Annotated in this window: 19 protein-coding genes; 1 reads left to right on the forward strand and 18 read right to left on the reverse strand. The window is 46.9% G+C overall.

Translation table 11 applies throughout. The features are described 5' to 3' along the window. The first annotated feature begins 301 nt into the window (after positions 1-301). Positions 302-1,267: a helix-turn-helix domain-containing protein gene (locus CW749_RS08390; RefSeq protein WP_101111578.1), complete on the forward strand. Its 966-nt coding sequence runs from the start codon at positions 302-304 to the stop codon at positions 1,265-1,267. 33 nt (positions 1,268-1,300) lie between these two features. Here CW749_RS08390 and CW749_RS08395 read toward each other — a convergent pair whose 3' ends face one another. The 18 genes from CW749_RS08395 to tssB all read right to left on the reverse strand — a co-directional run bounded on the left by CW749_RS08395 (position 1,301) and on the right by tssB (position 25,790). Next, complete coding sequence (locus CW749_RS08395; protein ID WP_237322373.1) at positions 1,301-3,229, reverse strand: hypothetical protein; 1,929 nt, start codon at positions 3,227-3,229, stop codon at positions 1,301-1,303. Positions 3,230-3,244: 15 nt separating this feature from the next. Then, positions 3,245-3,886 (reverse strand): protein kinase, encoded by a 642-nt coding sequence (locus CW749_RS08400; RefSeq protein ID WP_237322375.1) that lies wholly within the window; start codon positions 3,884-3,886, stop codon positions 3,245-3,247. An 8-nt stretch (positions 3,887-3,894) separates the two neighbouring features. After that, a complete protein-coding gene (gene tssM / locus CW749_RS08405) occupies positions 3,895-7,353 on the reverse strand; it encodes a type VI secretion system membrane subunit TssM (protein WP_101111579.1) in 3,459 nt (1,152 codons plus the stop codon). Position 7,354: 1 nt separating this feature from the next. Continuing rightward, positions 7,355-8,497 (reverse strand): type IVB secretion system protein IcmH/DotU, encoded by a 1,143-nt coding sequence (gene icmH / locus CW749_RS08410; RefSeq protein ID WP_101111580.1) that lies wholly within the window; start codon positions 8,495-8,497, stop codon positions 7,355-7,357. Between the two features lie 7 nt (positions 8,498-8,504). Continuing rightward, entirely contained in the window at positions 8,505-9,821 is a 1,317-nt protein-coding gene (gene tssK / locus CW749_RS08415) for a type VI secretion system baseplate subunit TssK (protein ID WP_101111581.1), read from the reverse strand. Beyond that, positions 9,821-10,291, reverse strand: a complete 471-nt coding sequence (tssJ, locus tag CW749_RS08420) for a type VI secretion system lipoprotein TssJ (protein ID WP_101111582.1) — start codon at positions 10,289-10,291, stop codon at positions 9,821-9,823. Before tssJ ends, tssK begins: the two co-directional genes overlap by 1 nt. After that, positions 10,291-11,244: an FHA domain-containing protein gene (locus tag CW749_RS08425; RefSeq protein WP_101111583.1), complete on the reverse strand. Its 954-nt coding sequence runs from the start codon at positions 11,242-11,244 to the stop codon at positions 10,291-10,293. The genes tssJ and CW749_RS08425 overlap by 1 nt, the downstream gene beginning before the upstream one ends. A gap of 33 nt (positions 11,245-11,277) precedes the next feature. Beyond that, entirely contained in the window at positions 11,278-11,973 is a 696-nt protein-coding gene (locus tag CW749_RS08430; protein ID WP_101111584.1) for a transporter substrate-binding domain-containing protein, read from the reverse strand. Next, positions 11,970-13,109 (reverse strand): ABC transporter substrate binding protein, encoded by a 1,140-nt coding sequence (locus CW749_RS08435; protein WP_101111585.1) that lies wholly within the window; start codon positions 13,107-13,109, stop codon positions 11,970-11,972. Before CW749_RS08435 ends, CW749_RS08430 begins: the two co-directional genes overlap by 4 nt. Then, positions 13,106-15,304 carry an MFS transporter gene (locus CW749_RS08440; protein WP_101111586.1) on the reverse strand — a complete coding sequence of 733 codons (2,199 nt, stop codon included), beginning with the start codon at positions 15,302-15,304 and terminating at the stop codon, positions 13,106-13,108. Before CW749_RS08440 ends, CW749_RS08435 begins: the two co-directional genes overlap by 4 nt. 9 nt (positions 15,305-15,313) lie before the next feature. After that, entirely contained in the window at positions 15,314-16,468 is a 1,155-nt protein-coding gene (locus tag CW749_RS08445; protein ID WP_101111587.1) for an ATP-grasp domain-containing protein, read from the reverse strand. 165 nt (positions 16,469-16,633) lie between these two features. Further along, the gene (gene tssH, locus CW749_RS08450; protein ID WP_101111588.1) at positions 16,634-19,240 is read right to left on the reverse strand and encodes a type VI secretion system ATPase TssH; all 2,607 of its coding nucleotides are present in this window, start codon (positions 19,238-19,240) and stop codon (positions 16,634-16,636) included. A gap of 8 nt (positions 19,241-19,248) precedes the next feature. Beyond that, on the reverse strand, positions 19,249-20,232 hold the full coding sequence (gene tssG / locus CW749_RS08455; RefSeq protein WP_101111589.1) for a type VI secretion system baseplate subunit TssG: 984 nt from the start codon (positions 20,230-20,232) through the stop codon (positions 19,249-19,251). Continuing rightward, positions 20,214-21,995 carry a type VI secretion system baseplate subunit TssF gene (gene tssF, locus CW749_RS08460; protein ID WP_101111590.1) on the reverse strand — a complete coding sequence of 594 codons (1,782 nt, stop codon included), beginning with the start codon at positions 21,993-21,995 and terminating at the stop codon, positions 20,214-20,216. The genes tssG and tssF overlap by 19 nt, the downstream gene beginning before the upstream one ends. Then, positions 21,988-22,404, reverse strand: coding sequence for a type VI secretion system baseplate subunit TssE (gene tssE, locus CW749_RS08465; RefSeq protein WP_101111591.1), 417 nt, complete (start codon positions 22,402-22,404; stop codon positions 21,988-21,990). The genes tssF and tssE overlap by 8 nt, the downstream gene beginning before the upstream one ends. After that, positions 22,401-23,756: a type VI secretion system contractile sheath large subunit gene (locus tag CW749_RS08470; RefSeq protein WP_101111592.1), complete on the reverse strand. Its 1,356-nt coding sequence runs from the start codon at positions 23,754-23,756 to the stop codon at positions 22,401-22,403. The genes tssE and CW749_RS08470 overlap by 4 nt, the downstream gene beginning before the upstream one ends. 46 nt (positions 23,757-23,802) lie before the next feature. Further along, positions 23,803-25,281 (reverse strand): type VI secretion system contractile sheath large subunit, encoded by a 1,479-nt coding sequence (gene tssC, locus CW749_RS08475; RefSeq protein WP_101111593.1) that lies wholly within the window; start codon positions 25,279-25,281, stop codon positions 23,803-23,805. Further along, positions 25,281-25,790, reverse strand: coding sequence for a type VI secretion system contractile sheath small subunit (tssB, locus tag CW749_RS08480; protein ID WP_101111594.1), 510 nt, complete (start codon positions 25,788-25,790; stop codon positions 25,281-25,283). Before tssB ends, tssC begins: the two co-directional genes overlap by 1 nt. Between the last annotated feature and the right edge of the window lies 1 nt (position 25,791).

The raw sequence follows: 25,791 nt of genomic DNA on the forward strand, positions 1-25,791 counted from the left end.
ACACTTACCTCTTATTGCCTACCCGGCTCAAAAATAGCCGTGGTAGGCTCTTTATAAATCCAACCCTCTGCCAATAAAGTGTCATTTTTACTCGCAATGTTTTTCTTTCTAAATATAATGCCTATTTATAACACGGGATACGTGACACCCAATTTCAGAGTATTCTCACTCTGATTTTTTCATGTTAAAGCTCATAAAATTATAAAGTCACGAAGGAAAACATAATAAGAAAGAACGCCAAGGAATGGTGAAACTGGTCGGTTGAACCTTAATAATAAATTCCATCATATATAGGCGTTTTGTGGAAAAAAGACCCATAACATTAACTGCACTTGCATTTGCTGACGCTCCTGTCACTTCAATCTCTGGACCAATCGAAGTTTTGACTATTGCCGCCTTTCTTGCTGGCGCACCGCAACCCATAATTAACATCGTAACTCAGGACAACGTGCCCGTTAACGGTTTGGGGGGAGTATCACTGTCCCCTACCATCGCAATGGAAGATGTCAGAGAAACCGACATACTGCTAGTCGGCTCTGTCGGTTTTCCAGATAAAGAACTCAAAGCATGTTCAGAAGCTGCACTTCAATGGCTAAAAAGCTTTGAAAGCAAAAACATCCCCATCATTTCCATCTGTACAGGTGCGTTTGCGCTCGCCAAAGCAGATTTGTTGTCGAAGTGTAACGCAACAACGCACTGGCACTTCGCCAACATGTACCGTGATATGTTTCCGGAAATCAAACTTCGCGTTGAACGTCGCGTCACATGTGATAATAACCGTTACTGCACCTCAGGTATCAGCGGTTATAGCGATGTCATGATGTTGATCGTAGAGCAACTCTTTGGTTTAACTGTACGCGAAAATTGCCATCAATTTATCTTTGGTGACACCGACCAAGTGCAGCAAAAATCGCTGGCTAAATTTATCCCTTATCGCCAGCATAACGATTCATTAATCCATCAGCTTCAAGACTGGATGCACAGTAGCCACAATTATCAGTTTTCGGTATCTGAATTGAGCAAACGCATCCACTTGAGTGAGAGACAGATGAAGCGTCGATTCAAACTGGCAACCGGACAAACACCGATTCAATACATTCAGCAGATTCGGCTTTCCACAGCTAAAGACAGATTGGAGAAAACTAAGCAGACTGTAGAAGAAATTAGTCGAGCAGTGGGTTATGAAGACGTGCGATACTTCCGGGAATTGTTCAAGAAATCAAATGACATGACGCCCTTGGAATATCGAAAGCGTTATCAGCATTAAACAAATGGCGGGTATAACCCGCCATTTTTTATGCTACTGAGGTTTTACTGCAAGCAGCCCGGCACTAACTAACCCCCGTGATACATTTGAGTAGTCATTAGAAGTCAGAGGATTAGGATTCATCGCACTCATTCCCACCATAGCCAATGCACCAGATAATGACTTGGTCCCAGATTGCTTAGCCAAGTTATTTTTCGTCTGGTTCATTCTTGCTTGATTATCGATATCAACAGCGGCCTGATTAACCTCTTCTGGCGACATATGAAAAGAATCGTCAATACCCAATGTTTCCATGTATTTGTCTAATACATGGCGCTCTGGACTTGAAATACGATCGTGCAAGGTTTGTACGCCATCTTGAACTGAAACGTTACTGAATGTTGGAATTCGCCAAATTTCTTCAGCCAGTTTACGGTAATCCGCTTCAAGTAAATTCAGTGCCATGGCAATAGAATCTGCACAACGACCCAACGCTATTTCGTTGACATTTCTATTGTATTTAATGTCATTCTTCCACTTAGTTTGTTTGCTTCTAAGGTGCTTGCCAAACGAGTCCCAAAGCAGAACTTTTAACAACATAGGATTTACCATTGTACCAAACTCTACGTTTGTCCCTACCCCTACTGTTGCCCCTGCTGAACCTTTGAACGTAAAATCACCAGAGCCTTTAACTATGGCTTCTAAACCCGCGGATGCTCCTATGCCTGCATTTACAGAACCGGTCACACTGCCAGACAACATGTTGAGTCCACGAGCTTTCAACGTAAACGTACTGGTTCCCTGAGCTTTTGCTCCCGCAAAAACGCTCGCACCAATTTTAGTTTTGATCACTTCATCGCCAGCAAAGATATTTGCTGTGTTCAACGTACCAGTAAACTGAACTTTTGCGCTAGCACCAACAAATAGCTCTCCTTCATTTTTCAGAGACATAAAGTCTGCGACTGAAAGTTCATGAGATATGGTCAGTTTCATACCCGCTTGCGCTGCTAGCTGTGCATCAATTTCTAGGTCAATACCCGGAATGAGCTGCATGGAAGCAAAAGAGTCATCTTCGTCTTCTTTTTTGTCCGTTTCCCATGCTTTACTTGGCGACTTATCGAAACTGAATTTGGAGCTTGTCTTTTTGCCCGCTTCTTCACCCAGCTTCTTTTCTCGAAATCCAGCAGCACCACCCTGACCTATTTTTGTATGTGCGCTGAACTTACTGTTTTCACGGCCAAACACTTCAGCCGACGCGTTAATCTGGTTCTTCATTTTTCCGAAGTCCCAGGTTTTCTCAAATGCTATTTTCGCTTCAGCAAATAGAGATTGAGATGCTTCATAACTTGCCGAAAAATCTTCGGCACTGAGCTTTCCTTCAGAAGAAGACTCAGCGCCTTTTTTGCAAGATTTCTGAAACAGCTCATTCAACGTAGGCCAAAGATCCGCATTACACTTCAAGTGGTTTTGGTAAGCTTCCCGAAGCGCGTGAACTTGCGCCTCCAAGATCTCAACTTTCAACTGACCCAACTCACCTGAAACGACAATACTGCTGTGTGAGCGTTTTAACACTTCTTGTTTGTTATGCAGCATTTGAAAGAACGCACGGTTTATCAGTTTGGAACGGACCGACTCTGTAGGTGATCGGTGTGGCTGGATAACCTTCACGACACTGCCAAACTTTTTCGTCACTCGTTCTACAAAAAACTGCCATACAGGATGCTTAGTAACCGCTGCACTATTGCTGTTACCTGACTGACGATACAAATCAGCCTCAACCTCGGAATAGATAATATCTATCGCCTTCTCTAAATAAGGTAAGGCTCTATTGGAGTGCCTTCTGCCGCATGCGAGAGACAGTTTTTTTAACCACTGCTCAATTTCTATTGCACACCCTAAATTATTGATTAATTTTCCACCGTCTCCTTTGATTGATGACACATCAAAATCGAGATTGGCGGCGGCAAGCTGTTTTTTATTCATAGGCTTTCCTGTTGTTTAAACCTCAATGCTTAAGGCATCTCGCCATGTAAAAAGCGTTGAGCGTATTGAGTCGTCACGTGCTACAGACATGACCTGATCGATGATTTGAAGTAACGGAAACCAGTCATCTCCCGTATCCACCAGCCCTTCTCCACTCAATTGATTGGGCGATGCAAACATTGGGGTTGCCTGCCAATCAGTAAGTGCTTCCCGAGAAGTTCCAATGCGATGACTGGCCCCGAAATCAATCAATCGAATTGTTCTTAAATTAGGGACATAAAGTATGTTGGAAGGCTTAATGTCACCATGCACCCAGCCGTTTTTATGGCAGTGTTTGATTGCCTGAATTACGTGTGATAGTAACGACGTAAACAGCGCTACATCCTGCGGGTTAAAGTCACTCAGAGGTATAGCGCTTTGATCAAATTCCAGCGTAAGCTGCAGGTTCGACCAATCCACATCCAGTACCTTTTGAATTTGACTGCCTCTGCATTCCTGAAGAGCAGCCCATTCACGCTCAAGTGGCTCTTTTGTCTCAAATTGCTTGATGTAGCGATCCGGTGACTCACCGATTGTCATTAACTGGTGAGCTTTAACTCGCGTGACTAATTCTCGACTACGTGATGTATTCATCGGATTCACTACACCGTCTAACATGCCTTTTCCTATAACTGCCTAGGCAAAGTAAATTGAACAAACAGAGACTTATCCAACGGTTGGTTGGAGTCGCGCAGTGTGTAGTCCAATACAATGTTGCTCTGGTTTATTTTGTAATCCAGTTTGCGAATCAAGCGGCTGGCTGTCGAGCTGCTACGGTTCGAAAAAATGGCTCGGAACAGCGCCCACTGGCCAGTAAAGGACTGCGACACCACTCGGTTTTTACCGTTATAGAATTCCGTGCTGAGGTAACCGTCCACATCAGAGGTTGGCCATATCACGTCACGCCATACTCGCGGACCATGTTTATAACTAAACAGGCTTTCTGCTTCTCTTAACTGGAATTCCGTCACATTGGTGCTCATTGAGCTCGCTTTGAAGCCAATTCTCAGTGCGAGCTCTTCTCCAGAGGAACCGAAGAAGATCTTACTAAGCTTCCTTGCACGTTCGAGTTGCTTACGCGTATTTACGCTGATAGGAAGGGTAAGACCACCCACTTCGTTGAATTTCAAGCGGTCGTTATCCCAATAAACAAACGGTTTTAGATACTCATCGACATAAAGTTCAAGACGACCACTGGTTTTAAAGAATTGAGTAAAGTCATCCAAACTCACTTCACCACGCCCATGTTGAGCAAATGGGAAACGGCCCTCAATGGCAGACACATAGAACTGGTAGACACGCTCATCCCACTGAATATTCAGATAAGACACGCTACCACGGACGACTTGCCCCCACGCTTGCTTACTCAGATCTTTCGTCCAAGAGGCCACTTTGCTTGGCGCTTTGCTGCCCGCTTTTCGAAAATTAACAATTGGGTCTGCACTACCCTGAGCATGCGCAATAGCATAAGCGTGGAAGGATTTCCCTGGATTGGTGCTAGACAGTGCGGCGTCAAAGAACGAGTTCAGCTCATCCACCTGAGCAATCAAAGCGTCGATCGGCTTGTCATTTCCTTTATCTTTACCGCTGCCATTTACAAAGCGAGAGAAAGGCAGAAACGCTTCATTCACGACGAAAGAAGGTTGTAACCTCAGCAGCTTATCACCCACAGCTCGGTTTACTTTGTTAGCTTTATTAAGCACCTTTTTGGCTTTTTTGAGACCAAGTTGACCAGCGACGCGTTTTTGTCCTTTTGTGTCAGGCTGCTCAGCGACAGCCAATGTGGTGTTAACCACCACAGCGTCTAACACGTCCAACAGCGGACTGGTTGCAGGCGCACGAGCATTTCTGAGAGCAAAGCTTAGATCAGATGCATTATTGAACTGCTTAACCTGAATGTTATTGACCAGATCCTTCCACTGATAAATGTAATCCGCGAAGTACAGGCGCTGCACTTGCTTACTCAATTCCGTAAGCTCAACCACCGATGCACCAGACATATCACCCTGAATCGCCTTAAACTCGCTCATTAGGGTATTCAAGAGCTCAGATTTAGCGCTCAAATCAATCTGCGCGTAGCCTTGCTTAGTGAAGACTTCAGGGATCAAATAACCGTGAAAATCACTGGAAAATTCAAATAGGCTGTCAAATTTTTCACCCAGTTGACTGCGCAAATCCACTTGAGTGCGGTATTCAGGCATGGCTTTGATACGCGCGTAGATCAAGCGCTCTGGCGATAAGCCTTCTAGGTTATTGGTCGCCACCGCAATCAGATCTAGGTTGGGTTGAAGTTGGTTGTCATAATTACCGTTGAATACATCTTCAATCAGCAGCGACAGAACGGACAACTCGTCCGGAGAAAGCTCCCCCTGATCCTTTAAGTTGTCTAATAAGTAGGTTTGCAACTCCTCAAAGTTAAGCTGTTCCCTATCAAACAACATCTGGTAGTAGCGAAGAATTTCAAAAATTCTGCTTGGATTTCCCAAATTCACGTAAACGTACAATTCACTGCTGATCAGTTCTTCAAGTTTGGGCAGTAAGATTTGATGCAACTGCCTTTCGTAGGCGAGGTAGACGCTCTCTGCGGTATTCGTCTGTTTCACACTGACCATTTCATGCCAAGGTCTAGGCTGTACCCCTTCAACAACAACACTTTCCAACTCGGATAGCACCGCGATCATCTCGGACATAGAGTAATCATTACTCAGCTCATTGATGCCACTTTTGTAGAAGCGAATCTGCGCCAACGCAGCTGTACGCCAATCTTCATCAACGTTCCAGTTATCTTTTAACTTGAGTCCAGCAATGGAAATCAGCGCCACAATAGAGACTAATACCGCAGAGCGAAACGCAAAGTAACCAGCATGACGCCACTCATTAACGCCCACAATGTTCTTCTCAGGAAGAATGACTTTGTTGAACAAGCGTTGAGTAAAGTAACCTCGGCGGTTTGGCTGTTGGTCTTCTTGCCTAACCGAGTTAAATTCTGCGCGCTGCGCAACTACTTGCGTCAGTAAATCGTGTTCAACGCCTTTTTGCCCGGAGGACATCATATAAGCGCCACGAATCCATACCGCTTCTCGAACGCGATTCTCGCGACCGATATCGGTCAGTAATTCGTTGACTCGCTCTAAAAAAATTCGAAGCTGATAAGGCCATGCGATGATCGAACCTGATTTTTCGCTGTTCACGTTTCGAAGCAACTCGAATTGCTGCTCCGCGATAGACTGAATCAATTTATGGCTTTCTACTTCGAATTGATGCTTGTCGTAGCGACGCAATTGATCGCATTCGAAGGTAATACCGAATGGATTCTCAGAGTCACATGCCGTGAAACTTTCAAAGAAGCCAGTAAAGTCCGCAATGGAGTCTGCTTTGGAAAATGCAGCATATACAGGTAAATTGAGATCCAGTTCTCCCCCCATTGACAACACAGCTTCCTGATAAATACCGGAAAGCTTGGCTCGTTCTTTTTTGTCACCGGTCATGAGTCGATCACAACCGATCACAGCAACAATACCGTTTAAGCCTTGTCTTGGACGGTACTTAAGAAATTGCTTTGCCAGTACTTTCCAAAGTGCTTCGTCGATACCCTCGCTGTCAAATATCCGATGACCGACCTCCACCACAACAGCATTATCATTGCTCCAGAAACGCAAGTACTGTTCGGTATCACTTTCGTCTAGGTAGCGATCGTTAACAGGTTCAAACCCGTTTTGTAGCAAAATAGCGCTTTTAGCGTCTTTTTCACCACCAACAACCAAATACCAAGGTAAGTTGTATAAGCTCTCTAGTTTGTTGCGCCCCTGACCCAGAATTTTCTTGGTCGCGACACGGAACAATTGTTGAATAACTCGCGTATCTTGCTTAAGTAGAACCTCAAGATCGTGCTCTTCCGATTCCGCTTGGCTAAGGTTGCGTTGTTTCCACCACCAAAGTGCGGTGAAGATTAGGATAATGCTCGTTAGTCCGGTTGCTACCCACTTCAACCAAGTGGGTTTCCCTTCGGGTAAATACACCCAAAGTGTTATGCTTCCTACAATGGCAGCGACGGCTAAGACAAAGGAAAAAATCTTTTTAAACATCTTACTTCTGCGCTCTTCTTATCGTGGCGTTTAGTCCAAAACGTACATTCAGTTCGTTTTTCAGTTTTCGAATTTCGCTCAAGTCATCGCCCGCATGAATGTATAACTCAACACCATGATCCGACTCACGAGTGAACGACTCGTAACCGGCTTGATTCAGCTCCGAAGACAAGCGTGTAGCATCTCTAGAACGAGAGAAAACGGCCAGAACAATTTCCCATTGCTGAGCAACCACTTTGCCCTGCATCCCCGTTATCTCTTCAAGGTTTTCTTGCTCTCGCCCCAGATCTTCATCCGTACTTAGGTAAAGCAGTTCTCCGCTGGTTTTCTTTAAGCTCACACCAGACATATCAATAGCGCCGAATTGTGCCAATAGCGGCTGAGATCGGCTGTGATACCAATACTCGGTAAAACCATATCCAGTGGCGAGAATCAAAAACGTCAGTCCCAACGTTTTTCCCATGCTGATCATCAGCCAAGGTTGTTTCCCTTCAATCAATTTAGGGGTTTGCGGGACTGGCAAAGCGCTTTCATTACGATAGCGACGAATCAGCCCGTAAGCGCGGGAAGTAATGTCATGCAATTGACTTTCATCTTCATGGCGATAACGCCCTTTGAAGCCAAGGGTCAGCAACACGTACTGAAGCTCAATGAAGTCCGAAAGTTTGTTTGGCTGCTGGCAAGCTTTTTCAAGCAATATGAAAAAGGCTTCGCCGCCGTTGCGTTGTAAAAAAACCTTGCTCAAAAGCGAATGATTTTCCCAGCGAGCAAGCTCTCCCCATGAGGTGTATAGAACCGCTTCATCAAAGGCGGCACACAACACGAAACAACTTTTTTCGATAACATTGGGGTGATAATCCAAGTGCAAACCGCGTAAACGGAAGGCTTCAATCGCATCCAGCAATTGTTGGCGAAAGCGGTTAATATCGCGTGGCGCACCTTGACGCTTGATCGTAACCAAAATACCCAACAGTTCCGTTGCCGCATTCATCAGCGGACTGCCGTATACCGTTAGGTTTTCAATTAACTGCTCGGTGCCCGACGTGTCCGCTTTCGGGCTCAGATGGCTCCGCTCTTTACTTTGCGTATTCGCTGCTTGGCGATGAATTTGAACCGTGGGTTCTTCGTTAAATAGTCCTGCCATTGCCTACCTACCTGATCACATGAAAATCAACGTGGATATCGTCGATTCTTTCATCGATATGAAGGGCAATCGCTTCGTCTCGTTTCACCAAGGCTTGCCATAAGTCGGACTTAGTATCGATTTCGAAATACGCTGCATCATTCAGCGATTTCAGCTCTGAAGGTGCATAAGGCAAATGGCGTAGTGGTACGCCAGATAAGGCGTTACGCACTAGTCCTGCTATATCACCGTTGCCAGCAAGTTTCGCTGCACGTGGGAACTCTTCGCTTAGGCGTGTTGCACCCATCGACGAAGACACCACCAACACAAAACGGCCTTGGTTGTACAAACTACGGTCATCGACCAAAGTGCGGAGCAAACGACGGCTCGCAAACAACTGTCGGTCCCACTTGAGAGTGGAAACGTTATCGATTTGAACTTCACGCAACAACACCAGTAACTCTGCAAACACTGACGAGAAAATGCTGTAGAGATCGTTTTGGTTCCAAGCAGGGAAAGACTTCGGCATTTTGCCTTCTAAGCCTTGCATTTGACCCGCCATCGAAACACATTCGAGGTATAAATGACGCGTCAGAAAGGTATTATCGAGGTTCCATTGCTCTAATTTCGGCATCCATGCACCCATGACTTGTAGCCATAGGTAATCTCGCATTAAAGACTGATAACTTTTGCTGCTGGTTTCGGCTTGCAGTCGTGCATGGATCGCACGCGATCGATACTGCACTTGCGCAAACACATCCGCCACCGAATCGGTAAGATAGCTAGACACACCAAAATGCAGACTCTGAGGGATAAAAGCCTGATTGAGGATAACTGCACCTTCAGATTTGTGTTCACTGATTTCCGCCACGGCAATCAGAATAAAGTCTTTCAGTTCATCGCCTTCGAGTTTTAGCTGAATGTTCATTTGCGCCAGCTCAAGTTGCACTGGGTCACTGTGCTCGCGGCTGGTGTCGTAAACGGGGTGTTCATTGGCACTGTGTCTTAAACGTACATCTTCACCAACGTCAATGGTCCCCGGTCTTGAAACTGGTAAAGCGAGATACACTTTTTTATGGCTGGTGTTTTTAGGCACATCGATAACAAGTGCCTGTTCGATTTCAAACGGTGTCCCGTCAGGGAAAATGCCTTTCGCTCGACGTACTGACACCTTACCAATGCTTAGCATGGTTCGATCCAACTCAAGATGAGTTAAACCGTAAGAGTTTGGGCTGATCTGTCCGACAAATTCGCGAGTAAAATGCTCAACGTAGCGTTCTTGTTGTTGAAAATGTTGTGGGGAAAGGAACATACCTTCGCTCCAAACCACTTTATTATTATCCATTATTTTTCTTCTTCTCCCGACACGGACAGGTTGATGCCATCCACATCAATATTGATTGCTACTGAATTGAAAACCACAGGTTCGTAGATCACTTTATTCTTAGCTTCTCGGTAATCGGCAAATCCGGCTATTACCCCAATGAACTTCACACCAGTTCCTAGCGGGATCACTTCTTGACGTGTTTCTCCGGGTAACAAGCTTGGTAACTGACGAGCCAGAGCCAATTCCGCTTTCAATACGCCCTGCTCATCGTTGAAAATTTGAATAAAGTCGGCTTGCTCAAACGCATTGCTGTTGGTCAGCTGATAAATACGCAGCTCAACTGGGGAGGGTTTCCCCTCTACATTGGGATTGATGTTGGAAGCAGCAGTGATGTTGATGATCAGCTTTGGTTCCACCAACTCGTCACTCCATAAACTGCACCCAGAAAGCAACAGTAATAAGCTCAATACGCAGATACGTCGAAACATCACTTCTCCCCTTCTAAATTACGCTGCAAGCGCATCGCGTCGCGGAAGTACGCTTGAAACTTCACCTGCCAATCTCGGTTTTCAACCTGTCTAGTGAAATAGCGCTTGTACATATCCCAGTACTTCGGTTTACGAGACCAAAATCCACTTCCAGACAAGTCATCGAACATCGACTCCATCGTTTTTGGCGAAATATCAGAAAATAAACGGGTTAACGCCATTTCCAGTGCTTTGTCTGTGCGATCCTGCAAACGCTGCTCTTGGCTTTGTCGTTCCGCCATGGCGAACGCTGTGGACTGAGCCACCGTGTTGATATCGTTGTTTGATGTTGGTTGAGTCGCTGCCACTTCTCGCAATGGAAACGACGCATGAAGGTCACTGTCTTTCAGTGGATCTTCATCGTCTGTTTGGAATTCGAGATTCAAATACGTTTGCTGCGTTTGCTTTGTGTTATCCGTGTGCAAAAACGGATCATCATCCACCACATCCAGCGTCGAAATAGTGAAATCGGGCTGGTCGGATACCTCAGGAACATCCTGAATAAATGGCGTAATTTCATTGCTGAATGGGTCATCACCAAACGGCGAGGCGACAAGGTTTTCCGAACCGCTTTGTGCTTTCGCTTGATCCGGTACAAAACACGAAACAAGCAATCGGTAACGACCGATGTCTAACACGTCACCATCGCTCAATGTCGATTGATTACCGTTGCCTAAAGGCACATCAGAACCATTGATAAATAAGCCATTGGTGCTGTTGTCTGCGATTTGATATCCGCGTGAAGTCTTACGAACGATGGCGTGCGTACCTGAAATTTCTCGGCTTGCGTCGCTCAATTGCAATGTCGCACCAAAGGCACGACCAATGTCCCCACCTTCTTCAGGAAATGCCTGATTCCACTGGGCAATGCTTTCACCATCTGGAGAGCTAATAATTCTAATTGATAGAGGCATTTGACTGACCTTCAATAAATTCGATAGTTGGAATTAACGGCACTGAGAAATAGCGTCATTAAACTCGTTAAGAAAATTGGGATACTTCTTCGTAAACGCTTTCGAGAAATACACGCCCAAGGGTTGAGATTTCACCCTAGTACGAGATATCGCCCGGTAGCTGATACCCATTTTCTTAATGGTTTCGTCGATCACCGCGTCGTTACCCAAAATTGCGCCAACTTCTCCGCCGAGCATCAATTCAATCAGGGCTTTTGGTGTTCTTGGCTTTTTACTCACGCGGTAACCATTTTTATGTAGCCAAAACCATTTGTTCGAACCAAACAGTGCCGCGACTTCGACCTGTGATTTGAACGTGATGTTGTTCATTTCCGCTGAGTCCGATAGGGAGAACCAACTCCAGTTTTGCTCATCTAGCGGAGCAGAATATTCCGCATACTCATCGCGTTTGCTGTTATGAGATGCGAGGAAAAACCCGTGTTGAGAACCCACCTCTGTCATAAGCTGAGCGCGATCCCATTTGGTCATGGTGAGCTGGTAAGGTTGGTCCATTACCCGCATCACGCATTTCACTTTGTCGATACCCGGGCCTTTCATTTCACCCTTTTCTTGGTATTGATAAGGGAACCACTCTTGCGTCGCCAATAGCAGTCTCTCTGGGCGATTAAACGCCAATGCCGACTGACTGAACCCAGCACTAATCAGGGCTATAAAAAGAATTCGAATCATGGCTCGTTATGCTCCATGCTCATGCCAGAAGAACGCACAACGCTGCCATCTCGTGCGTAAATATCACTGGCCATTTCAATCAAAACAAAAGGCACTTGTGTGTTCACTCGCTCAGCTTGTTTGAAGCTAATGGAAATATCGGGAGGCGAGAGAACCCCAACAGGTAAGGAAGCTGGCGCAATGCCTGTTTTTAGAATGTCGAGACCGTATAACGCGGCTTGGTGAGCGTTGTTATCAAACCCAACCCCCACCGACATCAAAGCACTTTGCGCAGTGCCGTTAACCGCGTCTGGAACCGCCGTCAGTAGAGGTAAAAATTCCGAGTAAATATTAATTTCATCAATACGATTCAGTAGACTAGAGCTCCCCGTCAACCAAAGCAGAGAGTTGCTCAGAGATTGATCATCGACCTTCATGGCGTTTACTTGTTCTCGCATAACACGACCAAGCGAACGCTCTGGTTCGCGTTCATCCACTTCAATTGGAAAAATGCGAATACCTTGTTTTTCCGCTTCGTTTTTTAAAGGGAGATACTGAGTCAGATAGGCACTGGTGTTTGACTTGGCATACAGCACACCAATTTGCGTCAAGTCGGGGCGGAATCGGCGCAAGAAGCTCAAGGTTACGCCCGCTGGCAAATTCAGCGATGTGTAAGCGAAGTTGTTGCCACTCGTTTTATAATTGTCCGTCAACCCCATCAACACCGGATCTTTGGCGTTCACAGACACAACTGGCAGCTTACCCCCAGAATAGGCTTTATGGAGTAACACTGTGGCACGAGATCCCACGGTGTAAATAAGGCTGGCTTCTTTTTCTGCTCGTAGGGACCAGTCTCTTAGACCGGCCATTGTGTTAGGCAGAAGGAAAACACGAAATGACACGCTAGGCATTTCGCGGCGGTACACCTTAAGAATCGTCGACAGTGCCACATCATAAGAATCGGCTTTTCGAGAGACCAGTACCCAAACCATGGGATGTTCACCACGCGGCGAAAACAAAACGTCCGAGTCATTGGCGTTAATTTCCCATTGAGCACGCTTTTCCTTTTTTAGATGCTCGCCTAACCATTCAGGCCATTCTGCATGGCTCATTGGCGATAGCAGTACATTGACCAAAAGCAAAATTATACGAATCATGCGACGGCTTCCTGTTTTGGTTCACGATCAAATATCCACATGAGGAAACCAGCTGCGGTAAAGAAGGCAGAAAGCGCAAAGAACGCGTATTCATTACCCAGACGAGTAAGCAAAATCCCAACGACTATCGAGCCTAAAACATGCCCTAATCGCTCCAGAAAACGATAGGTCGATGCTACAGAATTGGCATTCGCACCTTGTGTTGTGGTCACAACGTGTGTCACTACAGGCGCGTTAATGAGACCATGGGAAACACCCATAACCAGCATCGCCGCCGTCGCGGTCAACACTAAATAAGTGACATCCTCAAATAAGAAGGCGACAGACAGCACGCCCAAAGACATTGCTGCCACTAAGCTCCCAAGACAAAGTGCCCATTTGGCTGAACCGATTCGGTCGATCATTGGGGACACTTTTCCACTGATGAACAAAACAGAGAACGCATAAGCCATTAGCACCTGACCAATACTTTCACGCTCAACACCAGCATTGGAAAGCAAGATGGGCACAGCAAAAAAGACCACGCCCGTGAGCATCATCTTGGTGGGAATACCAACCAGTAACATGGTGCGCATAAAAGCAGGCACACGCATCAATGCAGCGGAGTCTTTTAACATCATGGTTAAATTCTCTTTCAATGATCCAGAGTTACTGCCTTGAGGCACCATCGAAGGCAGAGAAAGACTGAAGAGATACATAAGACCACCCACTAATACAGACAGCATAAAGATGCCCTGTACACCAACCGTATCAGCCAAAAGTGCGCCAATCGCGGCACCGGAAATAAAGCCCGCATTGAAGCAGAAGACAATGATTCCAGCAGCCTGGGTTTTATTCGATTGGTCACTGCAACGCAGAATATAGCCTTGCACCGCGATGAAGATCGTCGCTTGCCCAACACCCGAGATGAAACGCGCCACCAATACAGTAATTAGTTGAGAGTCGTAGGCGAGTAATAAACACCCTGCAGCAGAGAGTAAGACCCCCACACCCAGTACCTTGCGAATGTCGTAGACTTCCACCAATCGAGACACTGGTAATAAGGTCGCGGCAAAACCCACGAAATACAGCGTAAAGAAGTAAGACGACCAGCTTTCGCTTGCACCGCTCTCTATCGCGACCTGAGTCAGGTATTGTGGCAACACAGGCGCCATCAAAGACTCCATCAGTACGGTCACCAGCAGCAACGGTTTAATTTGCGCGAGCACCGTATCGTTCTTAGGTTGCTGCCCCGAATGGCTAAGCAGTCGGATAAAGGCGAAGCAAATAAAGGCGCACCCAGCGAACAAAATCGCAAAATTCTTTAAGGTGCGTACCAACTGCGCCAGCAACGCCTTAGGGTAAAAGGCCACGGTGACTTGATTGCCTTTGGCATCCCCGACGAGAAATTCCGCCATGTTCTCAACCGACATACCTTTACCATTCGCGCTGCTTTTAGCGATCTCCTCTGTACCTTGAGAAACCGAAATAGAAGACACTTCCGGGTTAGATTGGCGAAAACTGCCCAGCATTTCGCTTATACCACTCACCTGATGGTGGCTGATACCGGCGTTCAAAACAGGAGCCAAGCGCTGAGTCACAATGTTTGCCATTGAACTGGCTTTGTTTTCCAAACCAGATTTGTACAACGCTCCAACCATCAAAAAAACACTTGCCGACATCGCAAGGAACACCCCACCGAACGCGGTGAAGTAGGTTTTCGGATTTTCGCTGCGCAGGACAAAGAACACGAACACCGCGGTCAGTACGATCACCAATACCATCATGGGCTGAAAGCGTGCATTTATGGTTTTTTCAATCTCGTGATCGCTGAGCAGTACTTCCAGTGCCCCGACCTGAGTAAACTTGTTACTTAGAGGAATGGTCACTAAGCTGCCCACAAAACGCTCGTCGGTGTAGCGATATAGCTCCTGTTGACCGGAAATAACCCGAATATCGACCACCGAGGAATCGGCTTTAGCAATGGGTGAAAGCACCTTTTCCAGACCGGCGATGTCTTGCAACGGTACCCCCGAACTCAGTACCTGTTCGATACCAATTCGCGCGGCCTCCGTCTGAGCCAGAACCGCATCGCGGCTCTGTTGTTGGTAACTTTTCAGCGCTTGCGCGTAACCCACGACGAAGATCAGCGTTAGCGACAAAATAACCAGTAATGCGCCAAGTAACAGGCGACTATATTGCTTAAACGTATTCAACGAAAACTCCTAGCTCGTACTCAGTGCGTCGAATTGTTCGTTCAAGCAATGAGCGACAGCCATTGGTCGCTTTTGTTTAAGGAAAGACAATCGGTTAAACACCAAAGATTGCACCAAATCGGTGTAATCCATGCCTTCACGCGCCAAGTCATGGCACACTAAGCTGATTTTCTCGCCTTCTGGTCGCTTCAGGTCTGGCTTAGGGTTGGTTTCGAGTACATACAAATTGCCCTCTTTGTCCATGCGAAGATCCACACGAACCAAGGTTTGCAAACCCAGTTGGCGGTAAATCTTCTGCCCAATGTCGGCCAGTTCGCCACGCAGCTTTTCGTCGTTTACCGCCACTAGGCGATCTTGAGTGATGGGCTTTACATCCATCGACGTAAAAATGGGTTCATCTTCGTCAAGAACACGCTCCGTAATGGAGAACGCCATTGGCGTTTCAGACTGAGTGAGCTTTCCTTCTTTAAAGACGTATTCACCGGCGACAGCCACGACAAACTCGCGCCCGCCTAAGAATGGTTCGATCATCACGGTATTGCCCGTCGCTTGGCGCACTTTTTCTACAATCGCAGCAAGATCGTTGCGATCAAAAACTGGATAAACGTGTATAGACGCGCGACCGGACACTGGTTTCACTATGAATCCTTCATTGAATATTGTTTCAATTTCATCGATCGCATCTTGCTTCACCGCATCATCGAAACACTCATCGATACCAATCGTCACAAATGGAGCCGTAGGCAGACCTGCGGCTTTAATTTCATGTTTAAACAGGTGTTTGTTATCCAGAATACCTGCTGTCATTGGGGAGTGACCGACGTACGGCACACCTAACATTTCAAGGGTGGACGGAAGGTGACACATGGAGTCAAACCCTTGCAGCCCGCCGCTGTTGGTGATGACTAATTCGGTCCCTTTTTCTCTAAGTTGCTGTGCCAAATTAAGGTCTTCGGCAAACACTTCCACATCTTGGAACCCCGACTCACGCAGGGCGTTCGCAATATCATGCGCAACAGGCGCGTACGTTTTAGTCGAGCGAGGGCTCAAGTTTTCAAAAATATAACTGCCCTCCTGACCTTTATCCCCACCGTGAATCACGGCGACTTTTAAGTTCTGGCGAATCCATTCCAATTGCGGCTTAGAAAAAACTGAATGCGTCATCTATTTATACTCATGGTGTTGTGTTGCTAAAAAGGCGCATAAAGTGGCAACCCGACAGCAATCAATGTTTAAAAAAGTAAATAATTAAAGTAATCGTTATTGTTATAAGTGGGCAGACATACTGCCCATTAGCACCGAGATCTCACGTCTCGTTATCATTTGTTTTTATTGAATTTTAATCACAAAACGGCCGTTTTCAGTGTGTACCTTGACCGCTTCTACAGGTTTACTTTCACTCATGCGAACAATGCACTGGTTTGCCAGTTCTGGCATTAGTTGACGATTGATCAACTGCTCAACGGCACGGGCACCGGTTTCAGGTGAATCATTCATATTTACCAGCAGTTCAATGACATCTGGGTGATAGTCAAAGCTTGCCCCATAGTGCGACTGAACGCGCTTACGAATGCGATTCAGTGACAGCTCGGCAATTTTGCCCAATTCTTCATCGTTCAATGGGAAATACGGCACGATAGTCGCCCGCCCGAGAAAAGCAGGTTTAAAGTGATTCTGAAGCTCTGGGAAAATGGTTTGTGTGAGCGCAGGAACATCAGGTCGACCGTTTGCACAAGCATTCACCACCGCACCATCAGCGGCGTTCGACGTCATGATGATGATAGTGTTGCGAAAATCGATGTTTCGCCCCTCACTGTCAGAAATCGAGCCTTTATCAAAGATCTGATAAAAGATGTCGTGCACGCCCGGGTGCGCTTTTTCCATTTCGTCCAAAAGCAGCACCGAATATGGGTTTTTGCGCACCGCTTCGGTCAGCACGCCACCTTTTCCAAATCCGACATAGCCCGCTGGTGAGCCCAGTAACATCGAGACTTTGTGCTCTTCTTTGAATTCCGTCATGTTGATGGTGGTAATATTGCGTTCACCGCCGTAAAGCAGATCCGTTAGCGCCAGCGCTGTTTCGGTTTTACCCACACCACTTGGTCCACACATGAGGAAAACACCGACAGGTTTACGTGGGTCTGTTAAACCAGCGCGAGAAAGACGAATCGCTTGAGAAAGTTCCGCAATCGGTGTGACTTGCCCAATCACTCGCTCACCGATATGAGACTCTAGGTGCATCAGTCTTTCCACTTCTTGGCTCAACATATTGCCAACCGGAATACCCGTCCAAAGTGCTACTACGTCAGCGATGGTTTGCTCTGTCACCTGAGCCAGTACCAATGGTTGCTCACCCTGCTTGTCGCGCAGTACCTGCATTTTCTCTGCAAGCTGTGCTTTGGCTTCAAGGGAGGTGATTGAACCTTTTTCTGTAAGCTCTTCATCCAACTGAATTTGCAGTGCAATGATCTCATCCACTAGCATGCGTTCTTCGTTCCAACGCAGTTCAATCGACTGATGTTCTGCTTCAAGAGACGCCAAACGCTGTTTCGCTTCTTCCAAACGTTCGTTTTCAACCGACCACAACGCCGATTCGTGAATCAAGGTATCTATTTCGTTATTGGCGTAGCGAATCTGCTCTGCGATCGCTTCCATTTGGCGAGGCGCTGCGCTTTGGCTCAAACCAATGCGAGAACATGCCGTGTCCAACAGGCTAATCGCCTTATCAGGTAGCTTGCGTTCTGGTAGATAACGAATGGAAAGAGAGACCGCTGCATCAATCGCTTCTTGCATCACTTTTACGTTGTGATGCTTTTCCAAGCTACGCTTAACACCACGAAGCATGTGGATCGCGTCTTCTTCGTTGGGCTCATCCACCGACACCACTTGGAAACGACGAGTCAACGCTGCATCTGATTCAAAGTATTGCTTGTATTCCGCCCATGTAGTTGCGGCAAGAGACCGAAACTCACCTCGCGCCAACGCTGGTTTTAGGATATTTGCCGCATCGTTTTGACCGGCGGTACCACCCGCACCGATCAACGTGTGTGCTTCATCAATAAACATGATGATGGGTGTCGATGATTGTTTGATCTCGTTGATCACATCTTTCAAGCGATTTTCAAATTCGCCTTTAATGCTCGCCCCCGCTTGCAGAAGAGAGAGATCCAAACTGCGAAGCTCAACTTTCATCAAAGCCGGCGGTACATTACCGTTCACGATCTCTTGAGCCAATCCCTCTACTATCGCAGTTTTGCCCACACCAGGGTCGCCCACTAAGATCGGGCTGTTTTGGCGACGTCGACATAAAATGTCGATGGATTTACGAATCTCCTCACCTCTCCCAGTAATTGGGTCGAGCTTGCCGCTGCGTGCGGCTTCCGTTAAGTTTTGCGAGTACTTGTCCAAAGCTGGCGTGGCGGAATCACCACTGGCTGCGACCATGCTCTCGGCAGGTTGCGTTGTTTGGCTGGGTGTATTGACCGCCAAAGACTGACTGCGCAACCATTCAGAAGACAATACGGACACCCACTGACTAAGTACGCCATTGTAAGCACTCTGACCAACACGCTGTTTCAGCACCATTAATACGTGAAATTCATTGACCACCGATTGCTGATGGTTCAGTGACGCGATCATCCAAGCATCTTTGAGTAATTCGACTAACTCAGGCGACAATGAAGGCGACACGTCGGTACCACGAGGCAAGCTTGCTAGGTGGTTATTGCAACGCTCGATCAACGTCTCTTTGGCTAAAGACGCTTGTTGCATTGCAGCATCCCAACCTTTCGATTGTTGCAGCAACTGAAAAAACCAGTGTTCAGGCTCAATAGAGAAATGAACTCGGTTGACGCATTCCCCAGCAGCAGATTCCAGAGCACTTTTCAGCGAAGGGGTCAGCCTTTTGACCAAGCTTTGCAATTCAATATTAATCATTCTTTTTCCTAACTTTTCGTCAGTGGCATTTCTACAAACTGTTGGCTATTGGATTGGTTGTTCATCCATGCGGACTGCCCAATTCTTAGCCCACTTTTATGGCTACCAGAGAGCTTTAATCTCGGCAAATATTGGCTGTTTACCTTCATGTAAAGGGCATACTTGGTGTTTACCCCCATGTAACTGCGAACCATGTGGTCCACAGCATGAATCATTTTTTTGTCGCTACGGATCCTCAGGTAGTGCGAGTAATCTTTCGGACAGATTTTGATATTCAGTTTTTGACCGATCATTGGCGTTGATTTGCCTGCTAATGCGCCCATCCCTAATTGTTGATTCTTCCCAGATTGCCCAAGCTGAGTCAGTGAACATGGCGTTAATGGCAGATATTCCAAACCACTACGCTCGACTTCAAATTGAGCTTCGAAGTAATCTTCCAGCATGGCTTTAAGTGCTAAAGGGCAAGTCAACTTAAGCCCCAATAATCCTGTGTACTGCACCAAGTGAGATTCGGGCATCGGCGCGACTTCACCCGATTGCCCCGCAAGGCTCGATAGCATCTCGGTGATGGACTGACGGTGACGATTCCAGTGGAATGTTTCTTCTTCCATCTGGTAGGTCAGCTCATGTTTTTGTTTGGTTTCGCAGTACAGTCGGTAGTAGCGGTTATTGAACGTATCGAAGAAATCGAGTGGCGCTTCATCGCCTTGTTCAAATCGCGCCTTTAATGCTTGGTTATACATTGCGCGAGGCATGGTTCCCGCATTGCCAGACAAAGACGCCACCGAGGTTTTCAAGGTGTACGCGCCATTTCTCTCTGAGGACACTTGCGAAACTTCCGATTTATAGTAGGCAGGAAGAATCTCTGCGCTAAAATTCACCGCAGGTCGTTGACCATTCGTGTGAGCTTGATGCTTGAAGATTTGCCACGCTTTTTCTAATTGCCCTTCAAACGTCCCCTGAGACAAGCGGATTACAGCAGACTCTTGCACCCAGTTCTCCTTGGGAAAGAGAGGTAGACCCCATCCTGCCCTTCAAGATAAATATCCACTTGCGTAAAGCTGTTGAAGCCAGCGAAATAGGCAAAGAAGTAATCCAGCAAATACCCAAACATTGAGATACCGCCATTGACGTTTGCGGCATCGAGAGTGATGGATATTTTGGTGCCATAGGCAAAACACGTTTTGCCTGAAACGCGGATCGGAGCCACGACTTGCTCTTGCTCAATCTTGTGCAATGACTCGATGTACACATGGTTCTGCACCGCTTGATTGTGGTTGTAGAGCTCGAATACGTTCTTAAGCGTTGCTATTGGGTTATCTGTCCCCAAAATAGCGTGATAATTGAAATGTAAGTGGCATAGCAGCGCCCACACATTTTTATTGGTGTCGCGGCTGCGCACCGGCAGCGTTGGTCGACGTAATAGCGTCATAGATGCAGGGATAGTCAGAGAATCACGACAACTGATTTGGCTAGTAACGGGTAATGAACCAGCACGGACGCCATCGCTCGCGGTCGTTGTAACAGACCAAATACGAGGCTCGGAGGTCGCACTCAAATGATCTAAATCCGCCACTTTCAGACTGCTGCTCAATACGCCTCTTTCATGCGTATTTTGTACCAACTGCCAGCGAAGCGCGCACTCTGCATCATTGTATTTTTCACCGTAGATCTGCGACACCGAGAAGGGTTCACCTTCCGTGACATCCAAGACGTCATCAACGGAAAAGACTTCAAGGTCACTGACTTGCCCGGAATCCAGATGGATCGGGTACTGCTTCTGACTGAAATCAATTTGGATCGGCTCCGACACCTTGCTTTGTAAGTTGACTAAAGGTGTACAAAACAAAGAAAAATGATGAACTTGCAGGCTACGCGCCATATCAACACTCACCTCATTCAAGAAAATCTGAATGCGAAATTGAGACCCCGTAGTTCTGCCAATCACGTTACCCAGATCCAAGGTGAATCCTTGGAAGCGCTCAGAGAACATAAAGAACTCCGTCAGCAATTTAAAGCCGCCAAAACTCGCTGCTTGATAGGGCAATATGGTGTCTTCTGCGTCAAACCCTATGGGCTGCATCGCAGATTTACCCAGCGTGAAACAGGTGTCGTTGTTGGAAACACACACCTGAGCAATTCCTTGCGCTATCACGTCATACAAACGCAACGCAAAGTGGCTTTCGCCTTTGAGGTGTAATTTCAAGCGATCGATGCCCAGCTCGCTTAATTCGATGCTTTCGTCTGAAGCATCAATCGTCAATTCTAACATCGCTTTTGCGCTTTCAGCGCCAGCGGGTTTGGCCATATCAAAAGGAGCAAACAGCACCTCGGCAGACGTGACCGTGATTGGGAACAGATCTAAGTCTTCCGTGGTACGAAATACGACAGGTTCATCTGAACCGTCAGAAATATCGAATTCAGTGCCTTTTGGAATGCAGTGCTTTGCGTTGGCATCCTCTGCGATATCAAAATCCAGCATACTGTAGGATGGAACCGGTTTGAGGTAATGCGGGAACAACAAGTTAACCAAGCTTTCCGTCAGCTCTGGGTAGGATTCATCCAAGCGCTGCTGGAGCTTACCGTTCATTAAGGCGACGCTTTCAATCAAACGCGCAACTTGCGGGTCGTCGATGCTGTCTTTTCGAATCCCCAAAGCATGCGCCGCGCCCGGATGACGCTCCGTGAATTGAGAGGCTTCGGAGCGTATAAAACGCAGTTCCTGTTCAAAATAGGAAAGCAAAGAATCAGACAAAATTCGACTTCCTTACATCAAGTTTGTTACTGCTGAGATCCAGAAAAGAATCCAGCACAATGGCTTCATCGCCCAGATCTGAATGCACAACGGCAGAAAGACGAAAGCTCAGTTGGTTATCGCCCACTTTGCCTTCTTGCACCTCAATCTCAACTTGGGTTAGACGTGGCTCGTAGTAACGGATTAGGTTTTCTACCTCGGCGACGATCTCGTCAGTATTGCTCTTGCTTTGAGCTCTCGCGATGTTGTGCATACCCAGTTCAACAATGGTGCCTTCACTGATCGAAACACTGTTGGACCACAACGGGGCACGGCTTGAAATTAAGCCACAAACGTTATCGATAATGGCATCACGCACACTGTCGATATCGTCGCTCCAACTTTGTGTCAATTTCGACATTAAGCTCATTGGGTTTCTCCGATATCGGTGCCTAATACAGAGGTCGTGAGTACTACTTTGGCGTCCATCATTTCGTACTGATATTGAGGCTGTAGCATGATTTCGCACAGGTAACGTGTGTTATCGTGCGGCGCTTCTTCAATGCGCACATAACACGAACGTAAAGGGTAACGTGCAAGAACAGTATCTTCGCCGTAACTCACGTTACTGATGAATTGGTCTAACCAACGCTCTAAGCTGCGACGGCAACTTTCCGCGCTGTCGTATCGACCGACCTGATCGCGAATCTGCGCTTTGATGTAGTGACCAAAGCGGCACGCCATTAAGTTGGTTTGTAGCATGCCAAGCTGACGACGAGATTCATCCGGCGCTTGCCAAACCGACTGGTTACTGAAAAAACCTTTGTGATTGCTAAGGTAAAGGCTAGTTAATGGCATGAAGCCTTGTGATGACCAAAAGCCATCATCTTCACTGAATAAGTCGACTTTGGTGCGAATATCAATAGAGTTTTGAACAACTGCGCCATACGCCCCTGATTCATCATAAGAACGAAGAAAACCAAACCAGCTAATGCGATCGAATTCGCGCATCACATTACCGACCATGAGGTACGCACTGTTTCCCCATAGCGCATTTTTTTCTTGTTTCTTCTCACTGAACACAAACCCCGCAGGGTATTGATGATACGGCTGACGCATAAGATATTCAGGCATCACCAAGTGAAGAAAGCGAGAGGCGCTTTTTTCTCTCAATAACTGCCATGACAAAAAATCGCGGCTACTTAGGATACGATCGATACGTGCGCAATCGTGGAGTTGCCTGCGAGGTTCGTCGCCGAAAAAGAATTCATCAACACCTAAAACCATCGGGCAAAATGACATTTCCCCTAGCTCAGAAAGCAGTTGAAGGGTGTAAAGATCGTCGTAATCCAGATCATCGCTATAATCAGCCGAGGCTTTGTGATCAACCATCACAAGCCCAAAAGGCGTACCACCAGCGGTATCGAACTCTTTTGAGTACAGTTTCCTGTATATGGAAGACTGCTTTAGGTCGAACGAGTAGTTGAGGTCGGCAGAGACCATACTCCAGCTCAGATCTAGCAATTTGATTTTGACTCGCCGCTGCGAAATCTGGATTTCAGTCAACGACTTAAGCCCTGTCCAAGACGATTCCAATTGCTTGAATTGGTTGTGCTGAACCACTTCAGAAAGCTGATCGCTGATGCGGTTATCCAGTTCAGCCATTAAACGGGTAAGCAAAGCTTTAAATTGAACCGTCGACTGAGCTTTGGCGTACCCGAGCAGCTCCTGCCAAGCAGGGTTGTCGAAAAGCGTACGGTTGATGTCAGTGTTTGGATTCATTAACGACTCAATTCAAAACATTCGGGGACAATGTCCCCGAATAGGATTAACCAGGAATGTTGGCGACCATGCGAAGCGAGGTCGTCAGTTCTTCCATTTGCAACCATGGGCGCAAGTAGGCGACAGCTGAGTAAGAACCTGGGCGACCAGCTTGCTCTTCTACCGTAACTTTTGCTTCCACAAGCGGATGTGTGGCTTTTGCGTCATTGCCGATGGCATTCGGATTGACGTACTGGTTGATCCAAGAGCTCAGCTCTTTCTCAACATCGTTTGGATCAAGGTTTGAACCAATGCGATCACGACCCATAACTTTCAGGTATTGTGCGATACGGCTACTCGCCATGGTGTATGGCAAGCGCGCTGAAATAGCCGCGTTAGCTGTCGCGTCTGGATCAGTGTAAGTCTTTGGTTTGTGAGCTGTTTGAGCACCCATGAACACAGCGTAATTTGTGTTCTTGTAGTGCACTAATGGTAAGAAACCAAGGTCGCTCAGCTCTTTCTCACGCTCATCCGTTAGGTTTACCTCGGTTGGGCATTGCTGCAGAAGGTCGCCCGCATCAGAGAAGTGCGTGAAGTTTGGTAGGTTCTCTACTTTACCGCCATTCTCTGTACCACGAATTGCCGTGCACCAACCGTATTTCGTGTAGGCTTGAGTCATAAGAAGACCGAATTCGTATGCCGCGTTGCTCCATACAAAATCGTTGTCTGAAGAAACGATCTGCTGACCGTTGTCACGAGTTTGAAGCTCTTCAAATGCGAATGACTTAACTGGCACCGTTTCTGAACCGTATGGCAAACGAGCCATGGTTTTTGGCAGCGTTAGAGCCACGTAACGAGCGTCGTCGCTTTCACGGAATGCGTTCCAGCTCGCGTAAGCAGGAGAATCGAAACCAGCCGCAACAGGCTTACCTTCAGCAAAGCTACCAAACGAGTTAAAGTCGAACATGCCTGCGTTGGCAGCCGCAACAAATGGCGCGTGAGAGGCAGAAGCCACTTCACCCATGTAACGCAATAACGCGATGTCTTCATCGCCGTAACCAAATTCGTAGTCACCAAGCAGTGCACCGTATGGTTGACCGCCTGCTGTACCAAATTCTTCTTGATACACCATGTTGAAGAAACGACTGCGATCGATCGCTGGTGCATCTTCAAATTGTTCTAGCAATTCGTCTTTGGTGTAATCAACCAGTTTGATTTTTAGATCAGGACCTAATTCACTGTTTTTAACCAGCTTCTGAAGCCCCAACCACGAGCCTTCTATTTTCTGAAACTCGTTGTTTTGCATAACGGATGAAAGCTGCTCAGAGATTTTGCTGTCTAATGCGCTGATCGCTTTTTCAATAGTTAAGGTTAGGTTTTTATCCCAAGTCACCGTGCCTTCAAGCGCCTGAGAAGTCATGATGCTCAATAGCTCTTTGGTGGTATCAACAGGCGTTTGCGCCGTTGCACTGATCGCGCGATCTAAAAAGCTTTGTGCCGTTTCCGCTTCGCCTGCACCTTGTGCTGCTTGTTGTTCTACAGACATTATTCCGCTCCCTCTTTGTTCAGACCCAGTTCTTCAGCCAAACCATTGATGGCGTCCGCACTTTGCAGAACTTCTTTCAACAGACGCTCGAGATCTCTTGAACGATCAGCTTTGCTTAATAAGACTTTCAGCTGCTCACGGGTTTTCACAAGCTGCTTGAGTGGGTCGATCTGTTCAACCAAGTTCTCTGGGTGGAAATCTTTCATCGAGCGGAAGCTCAGATTCACTTCAAACTGGCTGTCGTCGTTTGCAAGCTTGTTGTCCACTTTGTAAGAAAGGCGCGGATGAATTTGCCCCATTACCGTATCGAAGTTGTCTTTATCGATACCTGTAAATTCACGCTCTTCAAGATCCACTTTTTCAGATTCTGGTTTGTGACCGGAGAAGTCACCAATTACACCAACAACAAACGGCAGTTCTTTAGTCTCTACAGCGCCATTCGTTTCAACATCGTAAGTGATACTAACGCGGTTTTTGCTAACGCGTTTATGTTGTGAATTCAATGCCATA

The sequence above is a fragment of the Vibrio sp. vnigr-6D03 genome, assembly GCF_002835515.1.
In the GTDB taxonomy this organism is placed as follows: domain Bacteria; phylum Pseudomonadota; class Gammaproteobacteria; order Enterobacterales; family Vibrionaceae; genus Vibrio; species Vibrio penaeicida.